Genomic DNA, 24,819 nt, shown 5'->3' with positions numbered 1-24,819 from the left:
AATTTTAGATAGTTACTATCACATAACATCTTTACGTGATAAAGGCATTGACATGCAACGTGCATTACCCATACCTAATGATAATTGGTTACCATGGAATGGAAGAACCTTGATTCCAGCAGCTTCTAAGGCAGCGTTTGTCTTTTCGTTACGTGAATAACCAATAACAACACCTGGTCTAATTGCTAGATAGTTTGTACCATCAAAGTGAGTTTCTCTTTCAATTTCCATTTGTGAAGCACCTTCACCAGCAATTGGAATTAAGATAGGTTTTTTGTTAATAATTGATTCTAATAATTGTTCTAGTGGTAAACCATTTTCCATTGGTTGTGGTTCTTCTCCACCATTTACTAAATCATAGTCTCAGAATTTAAATACATCATTAGCAATAGGCGAGTATAGGAATTTATCCTTGTCCAACATTGTTAGTCATGTGTCTAAGTGCATCAAGTTTGTTCATTTAGGAACATTGATTGCAACAATACGTTTGAATTCACATTCTTTATTAGCAACAATATTCTTAGCTAACAAGGTTATTGTTTGTAAATCGGTTCTTTCTGAAACACCAACTACTAAGGTTTCGTTGTTGTAGATAAATACGTCTCCACCTTCGATTGATAATTTTAGAGATGGGTCGTAGTATCATGGTGTGTTTACAAGTTTAGGGTGATTTGAAAATACAAACCTTGAGAATAATGTTTCACGTTGTCTAACTTTGTAACGCATGTAGTGAATTGTTACACCATTACCAACTGATGCAAATGGGTCACGGGTAAAGTATAGGTTTGGCATTGGGTCAACGATTAATTCGTGATCTGCTTCAATACCTAAATCATACTTGGTGATTCCAGCCATCATAATTTCAACTAATTCTCTTGATGACATTTTTGATTTTAAGAAGTTTCTTACAACCATTTTGTGTTCTTCTGAAAGAACAGGTTCTGAGTCTTCTAAAAATTCTTCAATTAATTTGTCTTTAGCTTCTTGTGATGCTAAATCATATGTTTCTGCAACTAAATCAGTTAGTTCAACAACATTGATGTCGTTAGCTTTTAATTCTGATACAAATTGTTTGTGTTCTTTTCTTGCATCATGACTTTCTAAGATAGCTGAGAATAATAATTCATCTAGTCTAGCTGGTGTAATGTAGTCAATTTCACGCCCTGGTTCGTGAACTAAAACCGATTCTAATTCTCCGATTTCTGAATAAACGTGAATTCCTTTAAATTTACTGTCAAATACAGACATTTGTTTCCCTTTCAAATAAGTGATGTTATTTAGCGTATAAAAAAGTGCAAATAAATGCTCTATTTATACAATATTAATTATACTACACTTTTATTTTTTGGGTTTTTATACTAATTTAAACTAAAAAATAAAAAATAATAAAATAAAATAAGAGATTTGAGACTTGACAATACCGGAATTTTTAAGTTTTTAGACCTTATTATTAGTTGAAAAAATAGAGTTTTTTTAACATTTCATATTTTTAAAATTCCTAATAAATTTAAATAATAAGTATTTATAATTATAATATATTTAATACAAGGTAAAATATATACTTATTGTAAATAAAGAGGTTATATGACAGAAGAAAAAGAATATAAAACATTACTTGATATTACTGAAGAAATTCTAAATGAAAAACAAAATTTAGATTTCTATAATTTATTTAATTCAATACAAAAAATTCTATTAGAAAGATGAAGAAGCGAAAGTATTGATACTAGTACTGATGAAGAAATTTTACTAAAAAAACGCGGGGAATTATACCGTTTACTAACTGTAGATGGAAGATTCTTTCACAATGCCGATGGAACATGAACAACAATTAGACCTGACTATAAAAACTAAACTTATTTTGTTTGGTTTTTTATTTTGTTTATGATAGTTAATGCAAAAGAATTATTAAAAAAAGCATATAAAAACAAAGATGTTGTGTTCCATATTAATATTAACAATTTAGAATGAACTAAGCAAGTTTTGCTTGCTGCTAACAATGCAAATAAACCGATTATTTTGGGAGTGAGTTCATCTGCTGCTGAATATTTTGGCGGTTACAATGTTTGCTATAGTGTCGTGAATTCTTTAATACAGGATTTAAAAATAACAATTCCCGTTTGTCTTCATTTAGATCACGGAACATATAACGATTGTATTAAAGCAATCGATGCAAATTTTTCATCTATAATGTTTGACGGAAGTAAATTACCATTTCTTGAAAATCTCAATATAACAAAAAAACTTTATAAAATATGCCAGAAAAAAAATATTTCACTTGAGTGTGAAATTGGGAGAATAGGAGGAACGGAGGATGGTATCGTCAGTGACGTTGTATATACAAAAATTGAAGAAGCGATTGAGTTTAAAAATGTGGGTATTGATATGCTTGCTATTGGTATTGGCAATATTCATGGGGAATATCCAAAAAATTGAAAAGGTATAAACTTCGAATTACTAAATCAACTAAATCAAGCTCTTCAAATGCCGCTTGTCTTACATGGCGGTTCGGGAATTAGTGATGCAGATATCAAAAAATGCATTCAAAATGGCATTGCAAAAATTAATATAAATACTGAGTTACAAATAGAGAATGCAAAGGCACTTGAACACTTTCTTAAAAACAATAATATAATGGAAAACAAAAACTATAATCCGAGAAAACTTTATAAAAATAGTAATATGGCTATTTACAATAAAGCATTGGAGATATTAACCAAATACTAATGAAAAAAAATATAAAAAGATTTTTATTATCAAGTCTAATAGCTCCTAGCCTTCCGATAGCTAGCTATATGCTAGTTCAATGCACAATAGAAAAAAATAACGATACACAGAAACTATTAAGAAAAATAACCGAATATAAAAATACAATTAGTAAAAATGTCATAGATTTAAAGTTATGTAATGAGATTGCAGACATTACAAACGAGGATTCAAAAAGCTATTCAAGAAAAAAAGATCAAACCTTTTTAAAGCAACTAATAATTATTCTAGAAGACATAAAAAAATTTCCCATAAATAATCAAGCATTACCAATAAATATTGATAAATTAGCGAATAAATTAAAAGTAATAAATGAAATTTGAATTTCTATCTTCAATAAGCATAGCCTATTAAATAAGAAAGAACACAGCCAAATAACTACAACGTTTTTAAAAATTAGATCTTTGCTTTCCTTTAAGAAGGTTATTGATACAGAAGTCTTTGACTCAATAATTAAAAAATTCATTATTTTAGCTAAAAAAATAAGAAAAACTTATACAAAAAAACTTTCACAATGAAGCGAACAAGAAATATCGTTATTAAAATTCTTATTTAAAGATTTCCAAATTAATGATAATAAAATAAATAATGGTGACCTTGATGAAATTTTTAATAACGATTCCAAAATAGATAGCAACGAGAATAGTCAAGATAAAAAAGATATAAGTGCAGAAGATAGCAAAGACAAGGAAATATACCTAACTAGTAAATCTATTTATGTTAATAACAAAGAATACCTTCTATCTAATGATTTTAGAGAAAACAATGCCACCGAAGTATCTGCTTTTAAGATAAATGATGGTGATACTGCTGAATTAAAAAACATAAAAAATAATAAAACTTTTAGATTCAGGTTTTCTGGTATCGATACACCAGAAACATGAAAAAAAGTAGGGCAAAAATTTGAACCAACAGTTGGGTTACAATTTAAATATGGTAAGATTGCAAAAAACTTTACAACAAGAAATCTTCTTGAAGCAAAAAAAATTTGAGTAATTCCCCAAACAACAATTAGTGACCAAAATAAGGATGAAAATAAGAAATTCTTTGATGCTTATGGTCGAATTGTCGCAATAATTTTAGTTTATAAAAACGACGGTTCAATAATTTGCATCAATAAAGAACTCATAAAAAACGGCTTTAGCAAAGTTTCTTATATTTCTCTTGATAAAAGAAGCAAATATTACACAAAAAATGAAAACTTTTATTTTTGATTAAAGAATAATGAAAAAGAAGCAAGATACAAAAAATTGGGAATATGGTCAGATAATATTAAGGAAATTTATCCTCCAAAAAGAATAAAATAATAAATATTTACTTGTCTTCCTTATTATTTCACATAAATTAACTTATATTAGTATATAATTAACAATGCTTAAAATAGGTATGGGTAAGTACTCAAGTGGTCGAAGAGGCGGTCCTGCTAAGACTGTAGGGGTGTATAAAGCACCCGCGGAGGTTCAAATCCTCTCTTACCCGCCATTTTTTATTTATTTTTTGGCCTCTAGAAGCAATAAAAAACACCAATCAAGTGGTGTTAAATAATTATATTTTAGAACAAAAGCTACATTTTTTCAGGAGTTTCTAAATCCATTAACTTCATCGCATCAAATAAAACTATTTTAATAGCTTTAACTAAAGCCACATAGCTTTCCTCGTTTTGAGATCCAATAACCTTAACATTTGAATAAAATGAATTAAATGCTCTAGCCAATTTTAGTAAATATGGTGGCAATAAATTAACCTTGTATGTTTTAGCCATTGTACTAATTAAGTCAGGGTATTCCTTCAATTGAGCTACTAATTTTTGTGAAAATTCATCAGTTAGATTGGTTGCTATAGGGTTAACATAATTAAATTTTTGCAATAATTGAGCACAACGAGCATGAGCATATTTAATAATATACATCGAATTGGATTCATCTGTACTTGTAACTTTTTTAATATCAAAATCAATTTTTGAATTGTATGATCTTTCAATCAAGAAAAATCTAATTGCATCCTTGCCAACTTCATTCATTAATTCTCTTAATGTTAAAGACGTTCCCAGACGTTTAGACATTTTAATTTCTTTGCCGTCTTTCATAACTCTTATTAGTTGGAATAAGATAATTTCTAATTGATCTCTACGGTATCCTAGATCTTCAAACGCAAACTTGACACGTTCAACATAACCAGAGTGATCTGCTCCTCAAACATCAATAATAATTCCTTTTTCTGAGTCTTCAAGTTGTCTAAATTTTTGTTCATGATAAGCAATATCTGCACAAAGATAGGTTGAATCACCGTTTCTTTTAATAATAACTCTATCCTTATCATCTTTGCCACCACTTGTGGTTTTTAATCATGTTGCCCCATCTTTTACGTAGGTGGTTTTTAATCTTCTTATAGCAGGTCAAACCAAATCATTTTCATATTGCGCTTTTTCTGAAGTATATATATCAAATCACACACCAAATTTCTTTAGATCTTCTTCAATATTTTTTAGAGCAAATGTTCTACCAAAATCTCTAAATAATAATTCAATTTCAGGTGTATATTCTACACCGTTATATTCTTCGTTATGCATTTCATAAAATGCTTGTGCAAATTCTATAACATCACCACCGCGATAAGCATCTTCTGGTAGTTCATATGAAGGATTAAATATTTGTTGATATCTTGAATAAATTGATACTGCTAATTTATTCATTTGGTTACCATAATCATTTACCAAATATTCCCTAATAACTTGGTGTCCGGCTTTTTCTAAAATGTTGCATAGTGTAGCCCCAATTGCGGCATTTCTAGCATGACCAATATGTAGATAGCCAGTAGGGTTTGCAGATACAAATTCTACATTAATCTTTCCTTTTCCTTCCTTAGAAAGACTTCCAAAATTTTTTCCAAGTTTATTGATTAAATTAACTGTATCTGCAAAAACTGAATTAGATACTCAAAAATTAATAAATCCAGGCTCTGCTATTTTAATTTCACTAATTTGACTAAATTTATTTAAATCAATATTTTTAACAATCTCTTGGGCAATTTCAATTGCCTTTTTGCCCAATTCTTTTTGCAATGTTAGTGCAATATTGGTAGAATAATCTCCGTAGTTTTTAGCCTCCGTTAATACTACAGGTTTATTTATCTTTAATTTGTTCAATGCTTCTTTAATTGAACATATAATAATTTCTTTTGCCGATTCCATAATTTCCATAATTTATTATTATATAATAAATTGTTTATTTTAAGGATATATCATATATAATGTTTTCATGAAAAAATATTATTTATGTGGTCCAACAGTTTATAACTATCCTCATATTGGGAATATAAGACCATGTGTTACATTTGATATCCTTATAAGAGCCCAAAGATTTCTAGGAGAAGAAATATTTTATCTTAATAATATAACTGATATAGATGACAAAATTATTAAAAAGGCTATAGATGAAAACAAAAGTGAACTAGAAATAGCAAGAAAATATGAAGAATATTATCTTGATTTATTCAAATTGTTTAATCTTGAAATGCCAAATAAAATAGTTAGAGTTACTGATTCATTAAATGATATGTATGAATATATACAAAAAATGATAGATAAAAAAGCAGCATATAAAGTAGGCGGCAACGTTTTTTTTGATGTCTTAAAATTTAAGGAATTCTACGGTTCTGTTAGCAAACAAAAAATTGAAAATTTAATATCAGATGATGATAATAATGAATTAAATAAAAAAAATAAGCAAGACTTTGCTTTATGAAAGGAAACTAATATTGGTATAAAATTTGAAAGCCCTTTTGGCCCGGGACGTCCTGGTTGACATACTGAATGTAGTTGTTTCATATCAAAATATTTTAAAGGCGAAACTATTGATATCCATGGTGGAGGCATTGATCTAATTTTTCCGCACCATGAAAACGAAAATATTCAACATTATTCGATATACAATAAGCCTCTTTCACACAACTGAATTCATTTTGGAACACTAAACTATAAGAATCAAAAAATGTCTAAGTCAATAGGAAATCTTATTTTTCCCCATGATTTTTTAAAAAAATACCATCCGGATACTTATAAGCTAATGATATTAAGTACCAATTATGCTAAGCCGATAAATGTTAGCGATGAATTATTTGATTCATTGCAGAAACTTATAAATAAGTTTATTGTCATTAATAATACTGTCCAATTAAAAAACAATACTTATAAAATTAATAAAAATAAAGTTGATGAAATAATTAAATTGTGTGCAAAATTAAATTTTGCGCAAGCAAATAAGGAAATAATACAACTTTCAAAAATAGAAGAAAACTTTAATACATTCCTAGAAATAATGAAAATTCTTGGTTTTAGTTTTACAAATAAAAAAATCAGTAGCAAAGACCTCGCTCTTTATAATCAATGACAAAAATTATTAGATGAAAAAAAATATATACAGGCCGATAATCTAAGAAAAATATTAAAGGATAAGAAATTAATATAATGAAGAACTTTATATATGGAAAAAATTCAGTCCTTGAGGCTATCGAAAATGATTTTCCTATTAAAAAGATATTTCTATTAAAGGGATTACAAAATAATAAAATTAAAGCCAAAAATATAACCTATCTACCAGCAAGTGAAATGAATAAGATAGTCAATGGCAATCATCAAGGTTACATTGCAGAAATTGAAAGTTTTAATTATCATGATCTTGGTTCAATTTATAAGGATAAGGCTGAGACAATTTTAATTTTAGATCATATACAAGATCCACAAAACTTCGGAGCAATAATTCGTTCAGCTAATGTTTTTGGAATAAGACATATTATCATACCTAAAAACAGAAGTGTAGACATAACTCCGGCTGTTTTGAAAACCTCGTCCGGCGGATTCAAAAATATCAAAATCATCAAGGTTGCTAGCTTGTTTGAAGCTATTGAAAACCTAAAAAATAATGGTTTTTGAATATATGCAACAGCACTAGATAAAAAAGCCAAAACAATATCAAATACAAGTTTTAGCTTTCCTGTTGCCTTAATTATGGGTAATGAAGAAAGCGGAGTATCAAAAACATTACTAAAACACGCAGATGAAGTGATTTATATACAACAAGATTTTGATTCTGTTCAGTCATTAAATGTTTCTGCTGCTACCGCCATTTGTTTGTATGAATTGTACAATCAAAAAAATAACAAAATAAAATAGTTGGGATTGCGTCCCAACTTTTTTATATATAAATTTAAAATTAATTTAAAGTAACTTTTGTACCAATTTTTTCGGCAATAATGTCTTCTAAATCTTTTAAATCTCCGATGAATGCAGCCTTTCCGCCTTCTTCAACAAACTTAATAGCAGCTTGCACCTTTGGTAACATACTTCCAGGAGCAAATTGTTTTTCTTCGATGTATTTTTCAAGATCAGCTTTTGTTGCGTGTTTTAGATCTTTTTGTTCTGGTTTTCCGTAGTTTACTTTAACGTAGTCAACTGCAGTTAAAACAATGAAGTAATCTGCATTTGTTAAGGCAGCCATTTTTGCTAAAGCAAAATCCTTGTCAATAACTCCATCAACTCCATTGATAAAACCATTTTCATCCTTAACAGTAGGGATACCACCGCCACCACCAACGATAACAGTAGCTCCAGCTTCAATAGCGTTCTTCATTTGGTTAATACCAACAAAGTTAATTGGTTTTGGCGAAGCGACAACTTTTCTAAAACCACGTCCAGCATCTTCAACAATAACGCTATTAGGATTAGCCATTTCTGCTTCTTCTCTTGTCATAAAGAAAGGACCAATAGGTTTTGTAGGATTTTTGAATGCAGGATCCATTGGATCTACTAAAGTTTGAGTCAATAGATATAGTACTTCTTTTTCTTCTAATCCCTCTTCCTTAAATGCATTGGTAATTGCATTAACCATATGGTATCCAATGTATCCTTGTGACATAGCGCCAGCTTCTGGTAAAGGAACTAATGGTGATTTAGGATTAACTGATGCAGCACTAACAAAACCATTGAAAATCATACCAACTTGTGGCCCATTTCCGTGGCCAACAATAACTTCATGGCCGGCCTTAACTAATTCAGCAATTTTTTTTGCAGGAATTTTAACTAATTCTTTTTGTTCTGCAGGATTATTTCCTAACGCATTCCCACCTAAGGCAATAACGATTCTACTCATAATTAATATCCTATTGTAGCTAGAATAACAGCCTTAATTGTGTGCATACGGTTTCCAGCTTGTTGAATTGATTTATTGTATTTTGATTGGAATACTTCGTCAGTAACTTCCATAGCTCCGGTTGCAACAACTGGGTATTTTTGTCCAAGTTTTTCTTTGATTTCTGATGAGAATAAAGTTTTATCATCATGGAATGCAGGTAAACAGTGCAAGAAAATAACACTTTCTTTTGCTGCTTTCATCATAGCCATATCAACTTGAAATGCACCAAGTTCTTGAATACGTGATTCAAATAGTTCAAATGGTTCACCTAATGATACTCAAACGTCTGTATAAATAGCATCAGCATTCATAGCAGCCTCAATCTTGTTATCTGAAAATGAAACTGATCCGCCGTTACGTTCAAAAAGCTTTTGAACAGCTTCATAAACATCTTTATGGTTTGGTCCGCTTTTAACAATTTCTCATTGTGATTTAGGACCACATAAAACAATATGAACACCAAAGAATGCAGCACCAATCATTAATGAACGAGCAACATTGTTTTTAATGTCACCTGCGAAAACAATTTTCTTTCCTCTTAGATCACCTACGAATTCCTTAAATGTTAAGTAGTCAGCTAACATTTGTGTTGGGTGTTCAGCATCGGTTAAACCATTTCAAACTGGAACACCTGAATATTTAGCAAGTGCTTCAACATCTGTTTGTTTAAAACCACGGAATTCAATACCATCATACATTTGGCCTAAAACCATAGCTGTATCTTCAACTGATTCTTTTTTACCAAAATTAGATCCTGTAGGTCCAATGTATGTACAGCTTGCCCCTAAATCAGCGGCAGCAACTTCGAATGCACAACGTGTTCTTGTTGAGTCTTTTTGGAACATAATAACAATGTTTTTTCCTGTTAAAGGACGATTGTTAATATGTAGCCCTTGCATTTTAGCTTTCTTTAATTCTCAAGAAAGATCTAAAAGGTAATTGATTTCATCGGTTGTGAAGTTTAGAGCTGTATCTAAACTACGACCTTTTAAATTCATTGGCATATTATAAAATCTCCTATGTTTATTTGGTTATATATTTAATATTTTTAGATAGACTTTTTATAGTTTTTAAGTGTTTTTTGGTTATATAAAACACGCTAAAATTATAGCAATTTTTTTATTTTTTTAAATAGTTATAGCTTTATTTAGCCTAAAGTAAAAAATAAATGAAATTTAAAAAGAACAAAAAAATATAAGCTATTAAGCTTATACTCTATAAATCAGTAAATTGCAATTCAATTCTTAGGTTTTATTCTTGCGCTAATTTCTCTTCATCACTCTTCTTATTTTTTGCAAGTTCAACATTAATCTTTTTAAGTTCTTCTAAAATTAGTTCCTCTGTAGTTAATGGTTTTGGCTCTTCAACTTCTTCAACTATTGGTAATTTTTTTGCCTTGTGATACTGAATGATATTCCTAATCAAATATACTAAAAATAAGCTTACAAATATAACCACTGTAACAATAAGGAACTGAATAAGTGCCGCAAGAAATTGACCAATAAGAATATTGCCGATTTTAATGTCCTTTACCTCGTTAACATTAAAAACAGAAGTAATAGCTGCAAGAATAACATCCTTAGCTAGCGAAGATATTACAGCGCCAAACGAGGTACCTAATAATAACCCTATGGCTAGCATTATCATATTTCCCCGCTTAACAACATTTTTAGCATCTTTGAATGCATTTTTTACATATTTCTTTTTTTCTTCAAATTCTTTTTTATTCATTTTGTTTTACTCTCTTTTTATATGAATTCTTATTGGCTATAATTGCTAAATTCCCTATAATTGATATAATTCAAAAAATAGGAAAAAGAGGAAAAATTGTTGATAAAAACAAAATAGTCTTCCCAAATTTATTAGTTTTTCATGGAGCAAATGAAAGAACAATAACATCTAATATTCAAGTTAAGATAGCACCCAATAAGGAAAAACCTAGAATAATAAATCATTTTAAATTTTCTTTGAGTAGATTAATAATATCATTGAGAAAATCATTTATTCCTTTATAGGCCTGGTTAACATCCGAACTCTCAAATTTGTTATTAACAGAACCAAGAAAATTAGACACTGATGTGTAAATAAAGTATCCAGAAATAATAAGACCTATAAAAACAAGAATCTTAAAAATAAATGAACTTATACTTATTTTTGCTTCACTTTTCATTTTTTTTACTCCATTTTTAAAAAATATTAATAATGTATATAATTATATAAAGTATTATTTAATAATTCCTTTTTTTATAAAGTACACAAGATAATTTCATCTGGAGGGTTAAAATATGAAACCAACAAAAATATTTGGTTTAGGCGGAATGCAAGAAATTGGAAAAAGCACACTAATAATTGAATATGACCAACATATTTTTATTATTGATACCGGAATTAAGTTTTGCGATAGTTTTGTTACCGGGATTAACGGTTCAATTCCAGATTTTACTTATTTAGCTGAAAACCAGGATAGAATTGAAGGACTTTTCATAACACACGGGCATGAAGACCATATCGGTGGTGTTCCATATTTGGTTCAACAAGTAAATGTAAAAAGAATTTATGCCCCAAGAATTGCTATTCAATATCTAAAACTTAAGTTTTCTGATATGAAAATTAAGGTAAATGTCCAGTTTATTGAAATAAACCGAGATCTTGTGGCTGATTTTGGTGATTGTAGTGTTGATTGATGAACTGCTCAACATTCAATCCCTGACGCATTTGGTGTTAGAATCAAAACTCCAAATGGATCATTAATGATGACTGGTGATTTTAGATTCGATTATCGACCTATTGGTAATTTAACCGATTTCTCAAAACTAAAAAAGATTGGCGAAGAAGGGCTAGATGTCTTATTTTCGGATTCAACTAACGCCATGCGCCCTAACCATTCTCCATCAGAAAGCGATATATTAAAAGACATAAAAAAATATATGTTAGAAGCTGAGAAGAAAATCATCATTACGGCATTTGCATCAAATCTTACAAGAATAAAAGCAATCATTGAGCTCGGTGCTTCATTAGGCAAAAAAGTTATTGCTTTTGGTAGATCAATGATCGATAACATTGATATCGGTAGAAGATTAGGTTATATAAATGCGCCTGATGAAGTCTTTATAGATAAAAAAAGTCTTTCAAAATATAATGACAATGAATTACTAATTTTGACAACCGGTTCTCAAGGTGAAGAAATGGCGGGACTAGCCAAGATGTCATATGATAAACACCCAAATATATCAATCAAACCTAAGGACACAATAATTTTTTCATCTAGTCCAATACCAGGAAATAGATCTAAATGTGAGTTATTAGTTAATAGATTATATAAACTAGGAGCAATTATAAGAGAAAATGGTGTTGATGGCTACTTACACACTTCAGGGCATGCATACCGTGATGAACATCGAAAGATATTTGAATTAACAAAACCAAAATATTTCATGCCATATCATGGTGAATTTAGAATGAGTGTGGTTCATGGCTATACAGCAATTGAATCAGGAATCAAACCAAATAACATTATTATTGCTAAGTTGGGGGACGTTTATTATTTACAAAACCATATGATTTCTTTATCAAATGAAAAAGTATATTTTGGTCCTGTATTTATAGATGGAAACATTCTATCAAAAACAAATTCACAAATCATGAAAGAAAGAATGGAATTGGGACAAAATGGTTTTGTCCATGTAATAATGGCTATTAATAAAGAAAAAAATATAATTCTTGGAAAGCCAAGAATCGTATCAAGAGGAGCATTTTTTGTTAAAAACTCATTGCAATTAGTAGAAGACGCAAAAAGACTTGTACACGGGGCGGTTTTATACACAATTAAAAACGAAAAAGATTGAACGATACCTAGAATTAAACAATTAATTATCGATAGACTTGACCCTTTCTTTTATAAAAGCAAAAGAAGAAATGTTGTTATTATTCCTACTATTCTTCTTGTTGATCAAGTTGAAATTAATAAACAAAAGATGCAGAAAGAAAATAATACTAAAAAATCAAGCCAAGTTGAGACTGAAAACAAAAATTCAAAACCAAAAAAAATAATAAGAAAAAACTCAGCAAATAAAAAAAATAAACAAATTAAAAAAGAAAAACCTAAAAAAGTTGAAAAACCCCTTGAAGAATAGGGGTTTTTATATCATCGTTTTTAAAAAAGAAATAACCATATTTATTATTTGTATAACATCAATTTCATCAATATTACTCTTAAAATATTCAAAATCAGCTTCAATCCAATACAAACCTCTTAATAAATTTATATCCTTACTTTTTTGTGAGTGGTCTCGGCATAAAAAACCTCCCTTATAAAATTCAAAATCTACAATATGTTCTTTATCTCCACACTCTACACATGAGCTTAAATTTTGCCTATAACCAAACATATCTAAAAAAGCTAATAAGATATAAATAAAACTATGATTTGGTTTTTTTTCAACATTTTCTAAAAAAACCCTATATCTAGCATATAAAAAATTATTGTTTTGCTTACCTGCTCGCTTTAAAAAGTAATGAACTTTATTAAATATATCTTGCAAGGTTTCTTGCAATGGAAAAAACGAAACTAGTGTTGCTCTTTTTAGTCTAGGCATGTTACCAACAAATTTCGATCTTATTAATTCAAAATTTGACAATCCTAATAATAATAAATTTCTTCTATTTTTGGATTCGACATTTTGTATTCCTTTGGCAAAAAAATAACAAACACCCGATTGTGTCAAGGCTTGGATGATAGCATCATTATCACCATGATTTATTATTTCTAGAACTATTCCCTCGGTCTCGAATTCTCTATTAACCATATAATATAATTTTACTTTCTATTTTTTAAAAAAATAAAATAAAAAAAGCAACGACCTATCTTCCCTTATGGTATTTTCGGCACGGAAGGTCTTAACTGCTGAGTTCGGAATGGAATCAGGTGGGCCCCTTCGTTATGGTTGCTATAAATATAATTATATATTAAAAAAATTTTTTTATAATATTTTTTAATATTTTTTTAAAATTATTATTTTTATATCGATAAACTTGTTTTTTAATTAGAAATTGCAAAACATTTTTGCACATTATTTTATAATAAAAATTAATTTTATTGTAAAAATAAAATTCATTATATCTAGATATGCTTTTTACTTATAAAGGTTTATTACCGCAAAAAAGTAACTTAATTTATATTCCCAATCAATATATCAAATCATCTTGCATAATTTTTAAAGCATAAGGGTTTGGATACAAAATGTTTCTATCTTTTTGCTATTGTTTTAACAAGATAGCCAATAAAGAATATTAAAAAATATATCTATAATATTTTAATTGTATTTCATAAATAACCAAATATCTTATTTATGAAAATCCGCAAGTTTCTTGTTCTAACTATGTTTCATTATTTTAACAATTAACTTAATTAATATTATTCTAGTTTTTTAAAGCTTTGCATAATATCCTAACTTTATCTAATTATTCAAAACTCTTCTCTACTTGCTAAAAACAAAATAATATTAAAAACCAGCCGTATAGCTAGTTTTATCTTTTTATTTAAGTATGCTTGCTATATTTTAATATATATTAAAAATTACATTTTTTTATTCTTTCTATGGCGTTTAACCATATATCAAGTGCCAACGCTTGCTCCTGCCAACGTTGGTATTACCACAAGTGGGGTTGCAATTGCAGCTACATTAACCTTAGATTTACTATCTTTTTTAGAAATATCAGGTTTTTTAGGAATACTAGGATTTTTCTCTTCTTCTTTTGGTTGATTCATTTTAGAATTATCTTTTTTTGGATCATCCTTCTTGTTGTTTTCTTGCTCAAGAATGGCCTTTTGAATTTGTAATTTTATGCTTCTTAATTCTTTTATATTTTTAGCTTTTTTAGCTAATTTTTCTAGCTCTTTTTTCTTTACATTTGAGTCATTTAATTTATCTAATTCTTTATTAATTGTTTCAAACTCTTTGCTAAATTCTTTATTAGCTCTTTCAATGATATTACTTAATTTTCCAGGATCATCAAGGCCTTCTTTTAATTCTTTATCAAATTGAGATTTTATATCAGAACCTTCTAACTTATTAACAGCATCCACAGCATCTTTTTTTATCTTAGCATTATCCTGCGACTTTTTTTCTTGGGTTATTTCTTTTAATAAAAGCTTTAGCGCCCCAATGTTTTTTGCGCTGTCAATTCTTGCTTGGTAATCCTTTTTATCCAATAATTTATTATACATATCTAATACTTTTTGCTTTTCAGCATTATAAATGACTTCTGCTTTCTCGGCGACACTAAGAAGTTTGGCCATATCACCTATAGCATTAGCGAGCATTTTTTTAAATTCATCATATTGACTAGAACCTTCAAGTTGGTCAACTGCTTTTTGTGCTCTTTTAGTTAAATTAACCAAATCTTGCTCTTGCTTTTCAACCAATAAAATTTTTTGCAATTCATCTAACTTTTCTATATTGTTAGCATTATTAAATTTTTCAACAAAATCTTTTTTATCATCAAGGCTTTCCAAAATCTTGTTAACTTCTGTTTTTTTAGTAGTATATTCAAGATTTGCTTCTTTTATTAATTCTAAAAGTTTATCTATTTCCTCTTGTGATGTTTCAAATCTCTTTTGATATTCATCATGCTTTGATGAACCAAATGTTTTATCAACTGCCTCTTTAGCATTTTTTCTTGCGTTTTGCAAATCCTCGTTTGCTCTAATTTCCTTAGCTTCCTCTGCAATTTTTTTCAATTCTGTAATATTGTTTGATTTTTCTATTTTTTCAATATTTTCTCTTCTAACTTTTTCATCAAGAATAGAATTTACTATTCTAGTAGCATTTTCTTTTTCATTAATAAATTCATTATTGGCTTCTTCAAAAATAACAGTCAATTGTTCCAAAGTTAAATTTTTATTTGATAAACGCTTTTCAAAATCGTCATGCATATCTGAGCCAATAGTTTTTTTCACAACTGCTTCTACGTCTTTTCTAAACTCACTAATTTGCTGTTTAACAATCTCGCCATATACTTTTTGTAAAACTTTAACGTTTCATGCATTATCTATTTGCCCGCGAAATCTCATTTTTTCTTTTAGTTTTTGGAATGATTCTTCCGCTTTACTTTTTAATGTATCATACACTTTTTCAGCATCATCTCTAAGTTTAATTAATTCTTCCATTGAGGTATTTTTTGTAACATTTAATGCTCGCTGTTTAATATCTTTTTCATATTCATCTGAGCCTTTTGCTCTAACGGCAGCTGTTAACGCTTCAAGTCTAATCTTGTCATTAATTAATTCCTTATCCACTTCTTTTGAAAGCTTATTAGCTATACTTTCTCCAGCGATGTTTCTTATTTCGGCAATAATTGGAATAATTTTTTTTAAGGTATTGACATACTGTGGAGAAGATGGATTTGTTCCATCTTCTACTTTTAATAAGTCTATTATTTTAGTATCAATTTTCGCATTTTCTTTATTATTTTTTAACAATTCAAGGGCCTCAAATTCAGCAATAACAACTCTAATAAAATACACATCATCATATTTGGAATCTAATTGGTTAAAAATACTAAGTTTTTGAGGCTCCTCCTTTGCCTTTGAATCAGTATTAATATTTTGTTTTTTTATTTCTTCGTTAAGAAAAATTTCGTAATTAAACGAAGCTTGTTTAAATAAACGAATAAATTCTTTTCAAGATGACGACAAAAATGCGATATTATATTCTGAAAATTGGTTGTTAAGTTTATTATCTGGAACGAGATTTAATTCATCATTATATTTCTTATATGGTAATTCATCAATTTCATCAGAATCATTAATTTTGAGCAATTTCTTCAAAACTTTATAGGCATGCAACAAGTTATATTGTGTTTTTAAAGTCATTGCAGAATAAAAAATATTTAAATCGTCCAAATTCTCGATTTCATCAGATGTTGGCTTATGAATTATTGAATTATCAAGAATATCAGTGGTCCTATCTTTTGCTTCTAAAATCTCTTGTTTATTTTGAACATCCTCACTCTGGCGACTAATTACGGCAGGGGTTGTTGGAATTAAAACGCTCGAAAACACATTCAACAATAAATTAAATAACCTCATAAAAACACCTCATTTATTTTATGTTTAAATTTATTTAAAAATAACTAATTCCAAAATTTGAAAAATATTAACTTTTTTATAAAAAAATTTATTATTTTAAGAATTAAAATTAGTCTCGAATTAAATTAAAATTTACATGTTAACTGATTGATTTGTATTGCAAATATTCAAATCTATCTTATTTTAAGGACTTTTTTATTACATTAAAATGTGGAAATAACATTTTATATAATCAATCATTAACTATATTATATAGTAAATAGAATGAAATTACCAAAGTAATTAGTTATAACTTTTTTATATTTTTTTAAAACATGAAGATTATTATTTCATAAATTTATAAATATCAGTTTTTAGTTACCTACAATGCTTAAAGTAAAAAAAGGAAATAAAAAAAGCAACGACCTATCTTCCCTTATGGTATTTTCGGCACGGAAGGTCTTAACTGCTGAGTTCGGAATGGAATCAGGTGGGCCCCTTCGTTATGGTTGCTATGGATATAATTATATACTAATTTTTTTTATATTCATTTTTTTTAAAAAAATATCCATTATGTAAATTCTCAATCATTTTATACTATATTGCAATTCCCAAATCTCTTACTCAAAAAGCAAGTAGGAGATAAATTTACATAAAATTTACTACACTACCAATTTTTCCTGATTACTGGTTTAATTTTTAAGTCTTAAAAAATAAATTTGATATCATAAGTTTAATGAACATTTTTAAACTATAAAAGTGTTGCGATTTGATTGAGAATTAACAACTTTTTTAAAAATACAACACTTAAATATTTTATATTTAGGCGTTGTATTTAAATTTGTGATTTATTTATAGATTTTTAACTTAATAGGGTTGAAATTATAATTGGATTTTTTTACTTTTTCAATTAAGTAATTAATTTTATAGTTAATTCCAAATTTTCTATTGATATAGTCTCTTAGTTTGTCTATTATAATTTCATTAGAATCAATTTCTTTGAGAAAGTCGCTTTTAATATGATTCAAAAAATCAACAAAATCAATGTTGCTTTTTTCCTTGGTTTTATAATACATAATATCGCTTAATGCGTTTAATTTAATAATTGAATTGTCTTTTGATATTATGTCATTATAAAACTCGGCACTAAATCTAAATTCTAAAAGTTTATGATTAAAACCTTCATTGACAAGACTTGTTATGTTAAAAAAAGTTGATTTTATTTGCAAAAGAGCAGAATTTTTAAAATCGTTAATTAATTCTTTAGATATTCCATAAGTTTTATTTAAATAGTCAATACTGATATATAAATACTTGCTTTTATCTCATCTTATAATATCTAAATTTTGTTTAACTTTTTCAAAGGATGCGTTTTTATAGCGTGCGTTTTTTCAGTTCTTTTATTTATGTTTAAAAAGTCTAAAACATCCTTAAAAGTAAAGACCTCAAAATCTTTTATAACATACCTGATAAAAGATGCTAAGCTCTTATAATTGCTTTTATATGCAAAATTATCATTTAAATTAAATCCTAATTTTTTGATCATAAAATCATTAACGGCATAATTTTGAGTTAAAAATGACTTAATAATCTTGATTAATGCTTCTTTAGTATACAAATCTTCTTTAGTTAACATTTTAAGTTTTTCAATATTTTCAACTGATATTTCTTGGTTATTTGAAACTTCCAAGTAGCCGTTTTTATCTAAAAATTTTTGCAGAAATGCATAGCAATTATTTCTTATTGAGTCAAAATTAAAACCCAATTGAGAGCAATACTTTTCTATAAAATTATCATATTTAATCGGTTGTCACATTTTTATATATTTATAAAGTTGTTGGTCCTCGGTTATATTTCCAAATTGCAAGTACGGCATTCTTTGAAGGATGCAATTTAACTCAATTATATTTCTTGACTTTAAATATTTTATTATACTGTGTAAATCATATTCATTTTTAATATCATATTGTTGCATTATTTCGGGATACTTTTGAATAAAATATTTCGTAGATATAATTATGTTATTCATTTGATTAAATTTAATGTGCTCAAAAAACTTATTAAAATCATATTTTGAAAAATTATAGAATCTATATCTTCTGTATAGATTCAGAATAAGATTATCCATTCTTCCTAAATTTGCTTCAAAAGTATGTAAAGTTAAGCCTTCCACCATATAATTATATCTATTATCCGAAAGGTCGAGATTTTTTAAAAATTCAAAATATTGAACTCATAAATATTTAATTGATAATGTTTCGTCTTTGTGCAAACTAATTATATGTTCCAAAACGGCAAGTTTATTAGCTCTTAGTATTTTTCCATCAACCTCAGTTAAATAATCATTGCTTTTTTCTAATATCTGTTTAATAATTATCTTGTAGCTTTCGGGAATGTTTTCGTCATTGAGTGCATAATATAATTCTTTTTTGACTGTTTTTTGATTTTTTATAGCTGATAGATATTGAATTTGTCTTTCAGTAAGGTCAAAGAACTGAATTAAATATTCCTTGCTAATAACGTAATTTTCAATTAAATGCAGATATTCATTTTCTGAAAATACTAGGTCATTTTTTTCAAGACATATCCTTAATGATTTATATTGAAATCTAAAGTCATTTAAATTCTTTAAATATTCCTTGTGTTTAAAGACTTTTTCTACTAATTCATTAGATTCAAAAAAAGATTTTTTTATCAGGCAAACTAGATCGCCTTCAATTTTATATTTGTCAGACATTTTTAAATAATTGTTAATATACTGTTTATAAATTGAAAAATTTTTTATAATCTCTTCGAATTTTTTTATATCGACATAACCACTTTGAATGCTTATATAAGATTGTATATATTCAAAAATTAGCATATTTGGATTAATTTTTATATGCTCTAAATTTGTTAATATAAAATTTATTAAATTATCATCTAACTCAATTTTTGTTTTGAATATTAAATTTCAAAGAATGTAAACTTCTTTACCTTTAGCATAAAGCAAATCATAATGTTCTTTAGTTTGAAGTTCTATTTTATTTAGCAAATTATTCATTTTTTTATTAAAGAATTTAGTATTTAGAGGATCATTAAGAGATCTTATTAATTCCGACAGATTGGTTATTTTACGTAATGAACAATGTTTACTTTCGTAATTTTCTGCGTTTATTAAATCATGTATTTTAAAATCATAATATATTTTAGATTCATATTCAAAAATACCTTCAGGACTTAAAAACATTAAAGGATTTAATCTTATTGCTTTCTTTTTTAATTCAATAATTTCCTGAATTTTATAATATTGCAAATCTAACTCATATATTTCGCTATCAAGAGTTTTTGCGAGATCATAAAGAGTTGTTATACCTTTGTCATTTAATAATTTGTAATTATCAAAATAATTAAGACTTTTTTTTAATTTTTTAAAAATTTTAATAGCGTTAATTTCTTTCATTTTTTTATTTTATATCTTTTTTATTTTATATCTTTAATATTTAAAAAATATCATTAATTGATCGCATTAAATCTATTTCTCTTTGTGAAATAAGACCAGTTTTAACAAAAGATTCTAAAATTTCTGTTTTTTAGATAACATTTGATTGTAGTAATATTCAATTTCTTGGTGTTTCAAAATTTTTTTAACCACCGATATTTCAAGAGGAAGCTTTTTACTATATGCTATTTTCTCATACATTCGAATGTCATTTTCATTTAATTCAAAAGCTTTATATCTTTTATTGTTTATGTGAAAAAAGTATAGTTCATCTGCGCCGATCATAAAAGTTACATCATTTTTTGATGTGACTTTTATTTTTAAATGTTACAACTTCATTAAAAAATTGTCTTTTAATTGGCGAATCAAAATAAGCTTCAAGAGTTGTGCTGTTTGGTTTTCTAAATTCATTTTTTTCAGAATCGGTAATTGATTTTCTTGTTTTTATATCAATAAGCATTGCAATAATTTCGTGTCTATATTTATTAGCGTCTTGGTTTGTTTTAATATTTCTATCTTTTAAGAATATTGGAATTCTATTATGTGCAATTCTCTAAAAACTTTCTATATGTGGTTTTTCATTAGATACTGAAGTTGTTATAAATTCAGTAGCTAATTTTGTGACTGCATTATACAAAATAGCGCTAGATTCAAGGCTATTTATGAAAATTCATTCTATTATCACTAATCATTACTTTTGGTATTCCATATTTATTAATCATATTTTGAATAATAATTTAATAACCTTTTACTGATTTACGCTTTTTTTATCAAAATAAAATTATAAAACTTTTGAAGCTGAAACATTGATACATGCAACAATTGTTCATAAGGTTTGATCAACAAAAAAATGAATAGATCCATCAAGTTCAACATATTCGCCCATATTTACTATTTTTTTTTTTTTTTTGAGATTATGGTTGGTTTTGCAATCTTTTCTTTAGGCAAAATATTTGGCTTATAAGGTATATATTTTTTTACAAAAGTTTTTTGTCTTTGTATTGTATTTTTATGAGCAAAAGCACTTAGAAATCCGCTTTGTGTAAGTCTTTTTGTTAATTGGCTATATGATATTTTTACATTAGCTTTTCCTTTCATAAAACAAACACTAAGACATATATGAATTACAAGAACTATTTTTTTGTTCCAGCAATAATTTTTTGCTTTCATATTTTTTAAATAATTGATAATTAAAACATAGTTGTAAATCTTTTTTCTGTCGCCTCATTGGTTGCGATGTGCTAAATTAACTTCTTTTTTTGCATAATTCAGCATTTCTTAATTTTTGTTTTAATCTTTTTATAGTTAGTATTGAACATCTTGCTTTTAAGGATAATTGCTTATTTGTTAAATTAGAATATGTAGTTATAACATCTAATTTTTCGTTTTCTATTTAACTGAAAATAGTTTAATTCTATTTCATACATAATAAGACCATCTATAACATTTTACTATATATGTTAGGTGGCTCATTTTTGTTGCAATTTAATGAAAAATAAAAAAATTTAATTATATTATTTTATTCCTCTAACAAGAAAAAAACCAGCCAAAAAGGCTAGTTTTAATTTTGCAGATAAAATTATAAATTGTAATGTAATTCGACAATTTCTTTCAAGGTTTCAAGAGGTAATGCACCGGTCTCTAATAATAAATTCAAAAATTCCTTAATGTTTTCCTTATTTGATACAAATTCTTCCCTTGAAAGGCCTTTTGACTTACGAACTCTGTCATATAGTTTCAACATTGCTTCTTTACCTGAATTATACGATGTTGCTTGTCCGGGTAGATTTAAATAACGTTTTGATTCTGATGTAATATCACCAATTCCTAATGCTGAGTTAGCATGTAGGAATTTTCTTATGTCATTAATTGAAGCGCCGGCTGGTAAATCATCAGTACCTTTAATATCTCCATGATATGCAGTATCAACAGCACGTCTCATGTTACGCAATTGAGCTTCATTTAAAGCACCAAAATATTGCAACATATTAGCTAATTCAACGGCTTTCAAAGTATGCAATTTATCATCATCAATTTTGTTTTTTGAAACAACTAAATTTCAATACACGCCACCATGTAGTTCCTTCATTCCTTTAATTTCTTCGTTAGTTACATATTGTGGTCTTGTCGCTTTAACAAAACTTGTAATTCCTTTTGCTGATTTGAAGCTAACAGGTAGAGCGTAATAATCTTCATTTTCAAAGTCAGGCGTTCCATATAAACCTGCCTCGATTCCAAATCATTCCATAAATAAAGCTCAACCTTCCTTGTATGAAGTATAGTTAAAAATGTCTCCTATCGTTAGCCCATCAACAGTTTTTAGAAATTTTTGCGCATAGTATATTTGATTGTGATGTCCCATGACGCTTTCGTGATTAGCAAATGAAGTTACTGACCATTTTGGCAAGCCAAAATAAGGGTCCGCATTAAATGTAAATGCACCAAATCCGTCTTTTTCAACCTTAGCTCTTCCGTTATATGCACCGACACCTGAACTTAAACGAGTTGAATATTCATATGTAGTAATTCCATATCTCGGCACTTGTTTAGGGAAATAAGAATATCCTTCATTAATAGTAGTGTCTCTAAATTGATTATAACCTTTAAAAGCTTCTAAAGCTCCGTAATAAAACTGGTCATTTGTAATTGAACCATATTTAGAATCTTGGCCTTTTAAGAATTCATAACCTAAATTCTTTAAATTTTTAATAGCATCTTGTAATTTTGGGTCTTTTTCTAATTCATTCTTCTTTTCTTGCGTGTAATATGAGGAATTTTCGCGACCAAAAAAGAACTGTTCTTGGTTTAATCATTTATAAAACTCAGGCAAATTAATATTCCCATTTGCATCTCTTATTTCAAGTACAACATCCTTAACCTCTTGTGGGCCAACACCATCAGAATCATACTTAATAGTTGGGGTTCATGGTTCGTTCTCATTTCCGGTAATTAATCTGGCGACTGCTTTTGCAGTTAATTCCATGTTCTTAACAGCCGTCTTTGTTGTTTCATAACCCGAATTAAATACGTCCTGTGCAGAATCATTTGAAGTTGTAGCAAATTTTAAAATACCATCATATATCTTTTTACCAGTTGTATTTTTCTCATCACCAGGAATACTTGATAAACCAACATTTTTAGCATCAAGATCTTTTTCGGTTAAACCAAGCCCGTAAATTGAAACAACTTTTTTACTTAAATTATCAAAAATTTCAATAGTATTTTCTAATTCGTTAACTGCATTTGATTTAAACACCTTAAGCTCTTCTAAATTTTCGCCTAAGCCAGTAGTTGATGCTTTGTAATATTCAGTTGCATAAAATTTATGGAATGCCTTAGTTTTTTCATCAAGAGTTTTATTAGAATCAATTATCTCAATAACAGACTTTGATTCTTGTGTTCCTTTTGCAAACTCTAGCAATTCTTTTGAATAATGCCTTGATAAAATGATATTAACATTGTTTTTAATAACAACTTTTGATAAAACAATATTAGCTTGCATTCCTTCGTTTAAGTTTCTTTGCATCTTTTCGGCTTTATCGCCAGTTATTCTTAAAATAGTTTTATAAAATGAATTAACTGGGTAAGCTGATGTTGGTCCGCCTTCATAAAATGCACCTGCTAGTCGCCCTTGTGAAGCATAGACGGTTTGTGCGATTTCCCAATCATATTTCAATCCACTTGCTCAGGCTGTTGTAGTTACATTGAGATTATTAGAGTTAATTTTTGAAAATAAATCAATTCATTTTTGATAGTATTTAACAATCTTGTCAACATCTTCTTTTTCAGGATAGAATATATCAATATTTGCCGCCAAATCATCTAATTCTCTCTGAAACTTATCATATGAAAGAACAATATATCTAGCTGTATGTTTGTAATTATTATCATAATACTTAGCATCACCATGTTGGGCGATTTTAGCTAAATAAGGCAATATTGCATTATCAATGTTTACTTTGTATTCTAACTCAAGATTTCTAATTTCGCTAGCAAGCATTTCGATTTCTTTAGCAATTTTTGTGGCTTGTTCACTCTTTTTATCATTCAATTCATTATACTTTGTATTTAAATCTTTTAGTTTGGTATTCTTTTCATCAATATTATTTTTTGTATCAACATTTGCCTCAACTGCCTTTGCCTCAGCATTTGTTAATTCGCTTTCTAGTTTCTTGTTTTCATTAATTGTTTTTCTAAATAAAGCATTTTGAGCAGCAAAAGGGATTACAGTAAAAATCACAGGAGCTGCAACTAAGGTGCCAACAACCGAAGTTATTATTAATGCTTTTTTTGTTTTTTGAGTCATATATATTATT

The 24,819-nt window shown here is 27.8% G+C and carries 19 protein-coding genes, 1 tRNA gene and 2 rRNA genes; 7 read left to right on the top strand and 15 right to left on the bottom strand.

All coding sequences use genetic code 4. From position 1 onward, the window contains the following. Positions 1 to 15: 15 nt before the first annotated feature. Positions 16 to 1,248: an arginine deiminase gene (arcA, locus tag ACSH4Z_RS00240; RefSeq protein WP_438340628.1), complete on the bottom strand. Its 1,233-nt coding sequence runs from the start codon at positions 1,246 to 1,248 to the stop codon at positions 16 to 18. 336 nt (positions 1,249 to 1,584) lie between these two features. On the opposite strand from arcA, the gene rpoE reads away from it, so the two are divergent. The 4 genes from rpoE to ACSH4Z_RS00220 all read left to right on the top strand — a co-directional run bounded on the left by rpoE (position 1,585) and on the right by ACSH4Z_RS00220 (position 4,248). Beyond that, complete coding sequence (gene rpoE / locus ACSH4Z_RS00235; protein ID WP_438340627.1) at positions 1,585 to 1,854, top strand: DNA-directed RNA polymerase subunit delta; 270 nt, start codon at positions 1,585 to 1,587, stop codon at positions 1,852 to 1,854. A gap of 30 nt (positions 1,855 to 1,884) precedes the next feature. Next, positions 1,885 to 2,727 carry a class II fructose-bisphosphate aldolase gene (locus tag ACSH4Z_RS00230; RefSeq protein WP_438340626.1) on the top strand — a complete coding sequence of 281 codons (843 nt, stop codon included), beginning with the start codon at positions 1,885 to 1,887 and terminating at the stop codon, positions 2,725 to 2,727. Positions 2,728 to 2,795: 68 nt separating this feature from the next. Beyond that, entirely contained in the window at positions 2,796 to 4,073 is a 1,278-nt protein-coding gene (locus ACSH4Z_RS00225) for a thermonuclease family protein (protein ID WP_438340625.1), read from the top strand. Between the two features lie 81 nt (positions 4,074 to 4,154). Further along, positions 4,155 to 4,248: transfer RNA gene (locus ACSH4Z_RS00220), tRNA-Ser, on the top strand. Positions 4,249 to 4,330: 82 nt separating this feature from the next. On the opposite strand, the gene argS is transcribed toward ACSH4Z_RS00220, so the two are convergent. Beyond that, positions 4,331 to 5,965 (bottom strand): arginine--tRNA ligase, encoded by a 1,635-nt coding sequence (argS, locus tag ACSH4Z_RS00215; RefSeq protein ID WP_438340624.1) that lies wholly within the window; start codon positions 5,963 to 5,965, stop codon positions 4,331 to 4,333. A 58-nt stretch (positions 5,966 to 6,023) separates the two neighbouring features. Between argS and ACSH4Z_RS00210 the strand changes: the two genes are divergently transcribed. Together ACSH4Z_RS00210 and rlmB are read left to right on the top strand one after the other, a co-directional pair. Then, complete coding sequence (locus ACSH4Z_RS00210; RefSeq protein ID WP_438340623.1) at positions 6,024 to 7,232, top strand: class I tRNA ligase family protein; 1,209 nt, start codon at positions 6,024 to 6,026, stop codon at positions 7,230 to 7,232. Next, positions 7,232 to 7,936 carry a 23S rRNA (guanosine(2251)-2'-O)-methyltransferase RlmB gene (rlmB, locus tag ACSH4Z_RS00205; protein ID WP_438340622.1) on the top strand — a complete coding sequence of 235 codons (705 nt, stop codon included), beginning with the start codon at positions 7,232 to 7,234 and terminating at the stop codon, positions 7,934 to 7,936. Before ACSH4Z_RS00210 ends, rlmB begins: the two co-directional genes overlap by 1 nt. A gap of 40 nt (positions 7,937 to 7,976) precedes the next feature. Here rlmB and arcC read toward each other — a convergent pair whose 3' ends face one another. From arcC to ACSH4Z_RS00185, 4 genes are all read right to left on the bottom strand, one after another. Next, positions 7,977 to 8,912, bottom strand: coding sequence for a carbamate kinase (gene arcC, locus ACSH4Z_RS00200; RefSeq protein ID WP_438340621.1), 936 nt, complete (start codon positions 8,910 to 8,912; stop codon positions 7,977 to 7,979). 2 nt (positions 8,913 to 8,914) lie between these two features. Then, positions 8,915 to 9,958 (bottom strand): ornithine carbamoyltransferase, encoded by a 1,044-nt coding sequence (argF, locus tag ACSH4Z_RS00195; RefSeq protein ID WP_438340620.1) that lies wholly within the window; start codon positions 9,956 to 9,958, stop codon positions 8,915 to 8,917. A gap of 247 nt (positions 9,959 to 10,205) precedes the next feature. Continuing rightward, positions 10,206 to 10,685 (bottom strand): large conductance mechanosensitive channel protein MscL, encoded by a 480-nt coding sequence (locus ACSH4Z_RS00190; RefSeq protein WP_438340619.1) that lies wholly within the window; start codon positions 10,683 to 10,685, stop codon positions 10,206 to 10,208. After that, the gene (locus ACSH4Z_RS00185) at positions 10,678 to 11,124 is read right to left on the bottom strand and encodes a hypothetical protein (protein WP_438340618.1); all 447 of its coding nucleotides are present in this window, start codon (positions 11,122 to 11,124) and stop codon (positions 10,678 to 10,680) included. Before ACSH4Z_RS00185 ends, ACSH4Z_RS00190 begins: the two co-directional genes overlap by 8 nt. Positions 11,125 to 11,239: 115 nt before the next feature. Here ACSH4Z_RS00185 and ACSH4Z_RS00180 point away from each other — a divergent pair, with 115 nt between their 5' ends. Beyond that, on the top strand, positions 11,240 to 13,087 hold the full coding sequence (locus ACSH4Z_RS00180) for a ribonuclease J (protein WP_438340617.1): 1,848 nt from the start codon (positions 11,240 to 11,242) through the stop codon (positions 13,085 to 13,087). A gap of 6 nt (positions 13,088 to 13,093) precedes the next feature. Here ACSH4Z_RS00180 and recO read toward each other — a convergent pair whose 3' ends face one another. The 9 genes from recO to ACSH4Z_RS00135 form a co-directional block, all read right to left on the bottom strand. Further along, positions 13,094 to 13,759 (bottom strand): DNA repair protein RecO, encoded by a 666-nt coding sequence (gene recO, locus ACSH4Z_RS00175; RefSeq protein ID WP_438340616.1) that lies wholly within the window; start codon positions 13,757 to 13,759, stop codon positions 13,094 to 13,096. A gap of 42 nt (positions 13,760 to 13,801) precedes the next feature. After that, positions 13,802 to 13,905, bottom strand: a 5S ribosomal RNA gene (gene rrf / locus ACSH4Z_RS00170). 624 nt (positions 13,906 to 14,529) lie between these two features. After that, on the bottom strand, positions 14,530 to 17,043 hold the full coding sequence (locus ACSH4Z_RS00165) for a hypothetical protein (RefSeq protein ID WP_438340615.1): 2,514 nt from the start codon (positions 17,041 to 17,043) through the stop codon (positions 14,530 to 14,532). A 392-nt stretch (positions 17,044 to 17,435) separates the two neighbouring features. Continuing rightward, positions 17,436 to 17,539 (bottom strand): 5S ribosomal RNA (rrf, locus tag ACSH4Z_RS00160). 331 nt (positions 17,540 to 17,870) lie between these two features. Continuing rightward, complete coding sequence (locus ACSH4Z_RS00155) at positions 17,871 to 18,251, bottom strand: hypothetical protein (protein ID WP_438340614.1); 381 nt, start codon at positions 18,249 to 18,251, stop codon at positions 17,871 to 17,873. A gap of 110 nt (positions 18,252 to 18,361) precedes the next feature. Further along, positions 18,362 to 20,464 carry a hypothetical protein gene (locus ACSH4Z_RS00150; protein ID WP_438340613.1) on the bottom strand — a complete coding sequence of 701 codons (2,103 nt, stop codon included), beginning with the start codon at positions 20,462 to 20,464 and terminating at the stop codon, positions 18,362 to 18,364. 114 nt (positions 20,465 to 20,578) lie between these two features. Then, positions 20,579 to 20,788, bottom strand: a complete 210-nt coding sequence (locus tag ACSH4Z_RS00145; protein WP_438340612.1) for a hypothetical protein — start codon at positions 20,786 to 20,788, stop codon at positions 20,579 to 20,581. 606 nt (positions 20,789 to 21,394) lie between these two features. Then, the gene (locus ACSH4Z_RS00140) at positions 21,395 to 21,778 is read right to left on the bottom strand and encodes a hypothetical protein (protein ID WP_438340611.1); all 384 of its coding nucleotides are present in this window, start codon (positions 21,776 to 21,778) and stop codon (positions 21,395 to 21,397) included. Between the two features lie 304 nt (positions 21,779 to 22,082). Next, positions 22,083 to 24,809: a DUF885 family protein gene (locus ACSH4Z_RS00135; RefSeq protein WP_438340610.1), complete on the bottom strand. Its 2,727-nt coding sequence runs from the start codon at positions 24,807 to 24,809 to the stop codon at positions 22,083 to 22,085. Positions 24,810 to 24,819: the final 10 nt, after the last annotated feature.

The sequence above is a fragment of the Mycoplasma sp. 125 genome (assembly GCF_051549845.1).
GTDB lineage: Bacteria > Bacillota_I > Bacilli_A > Mycoplasmatales > Metamycoplasmataceae > Metamycoplasma.
The sequence above is the reverse complement of the archived record's forward strand: the minus strand, read 5'-3'. Positions and strand labels throughout refer to the sequence as shown.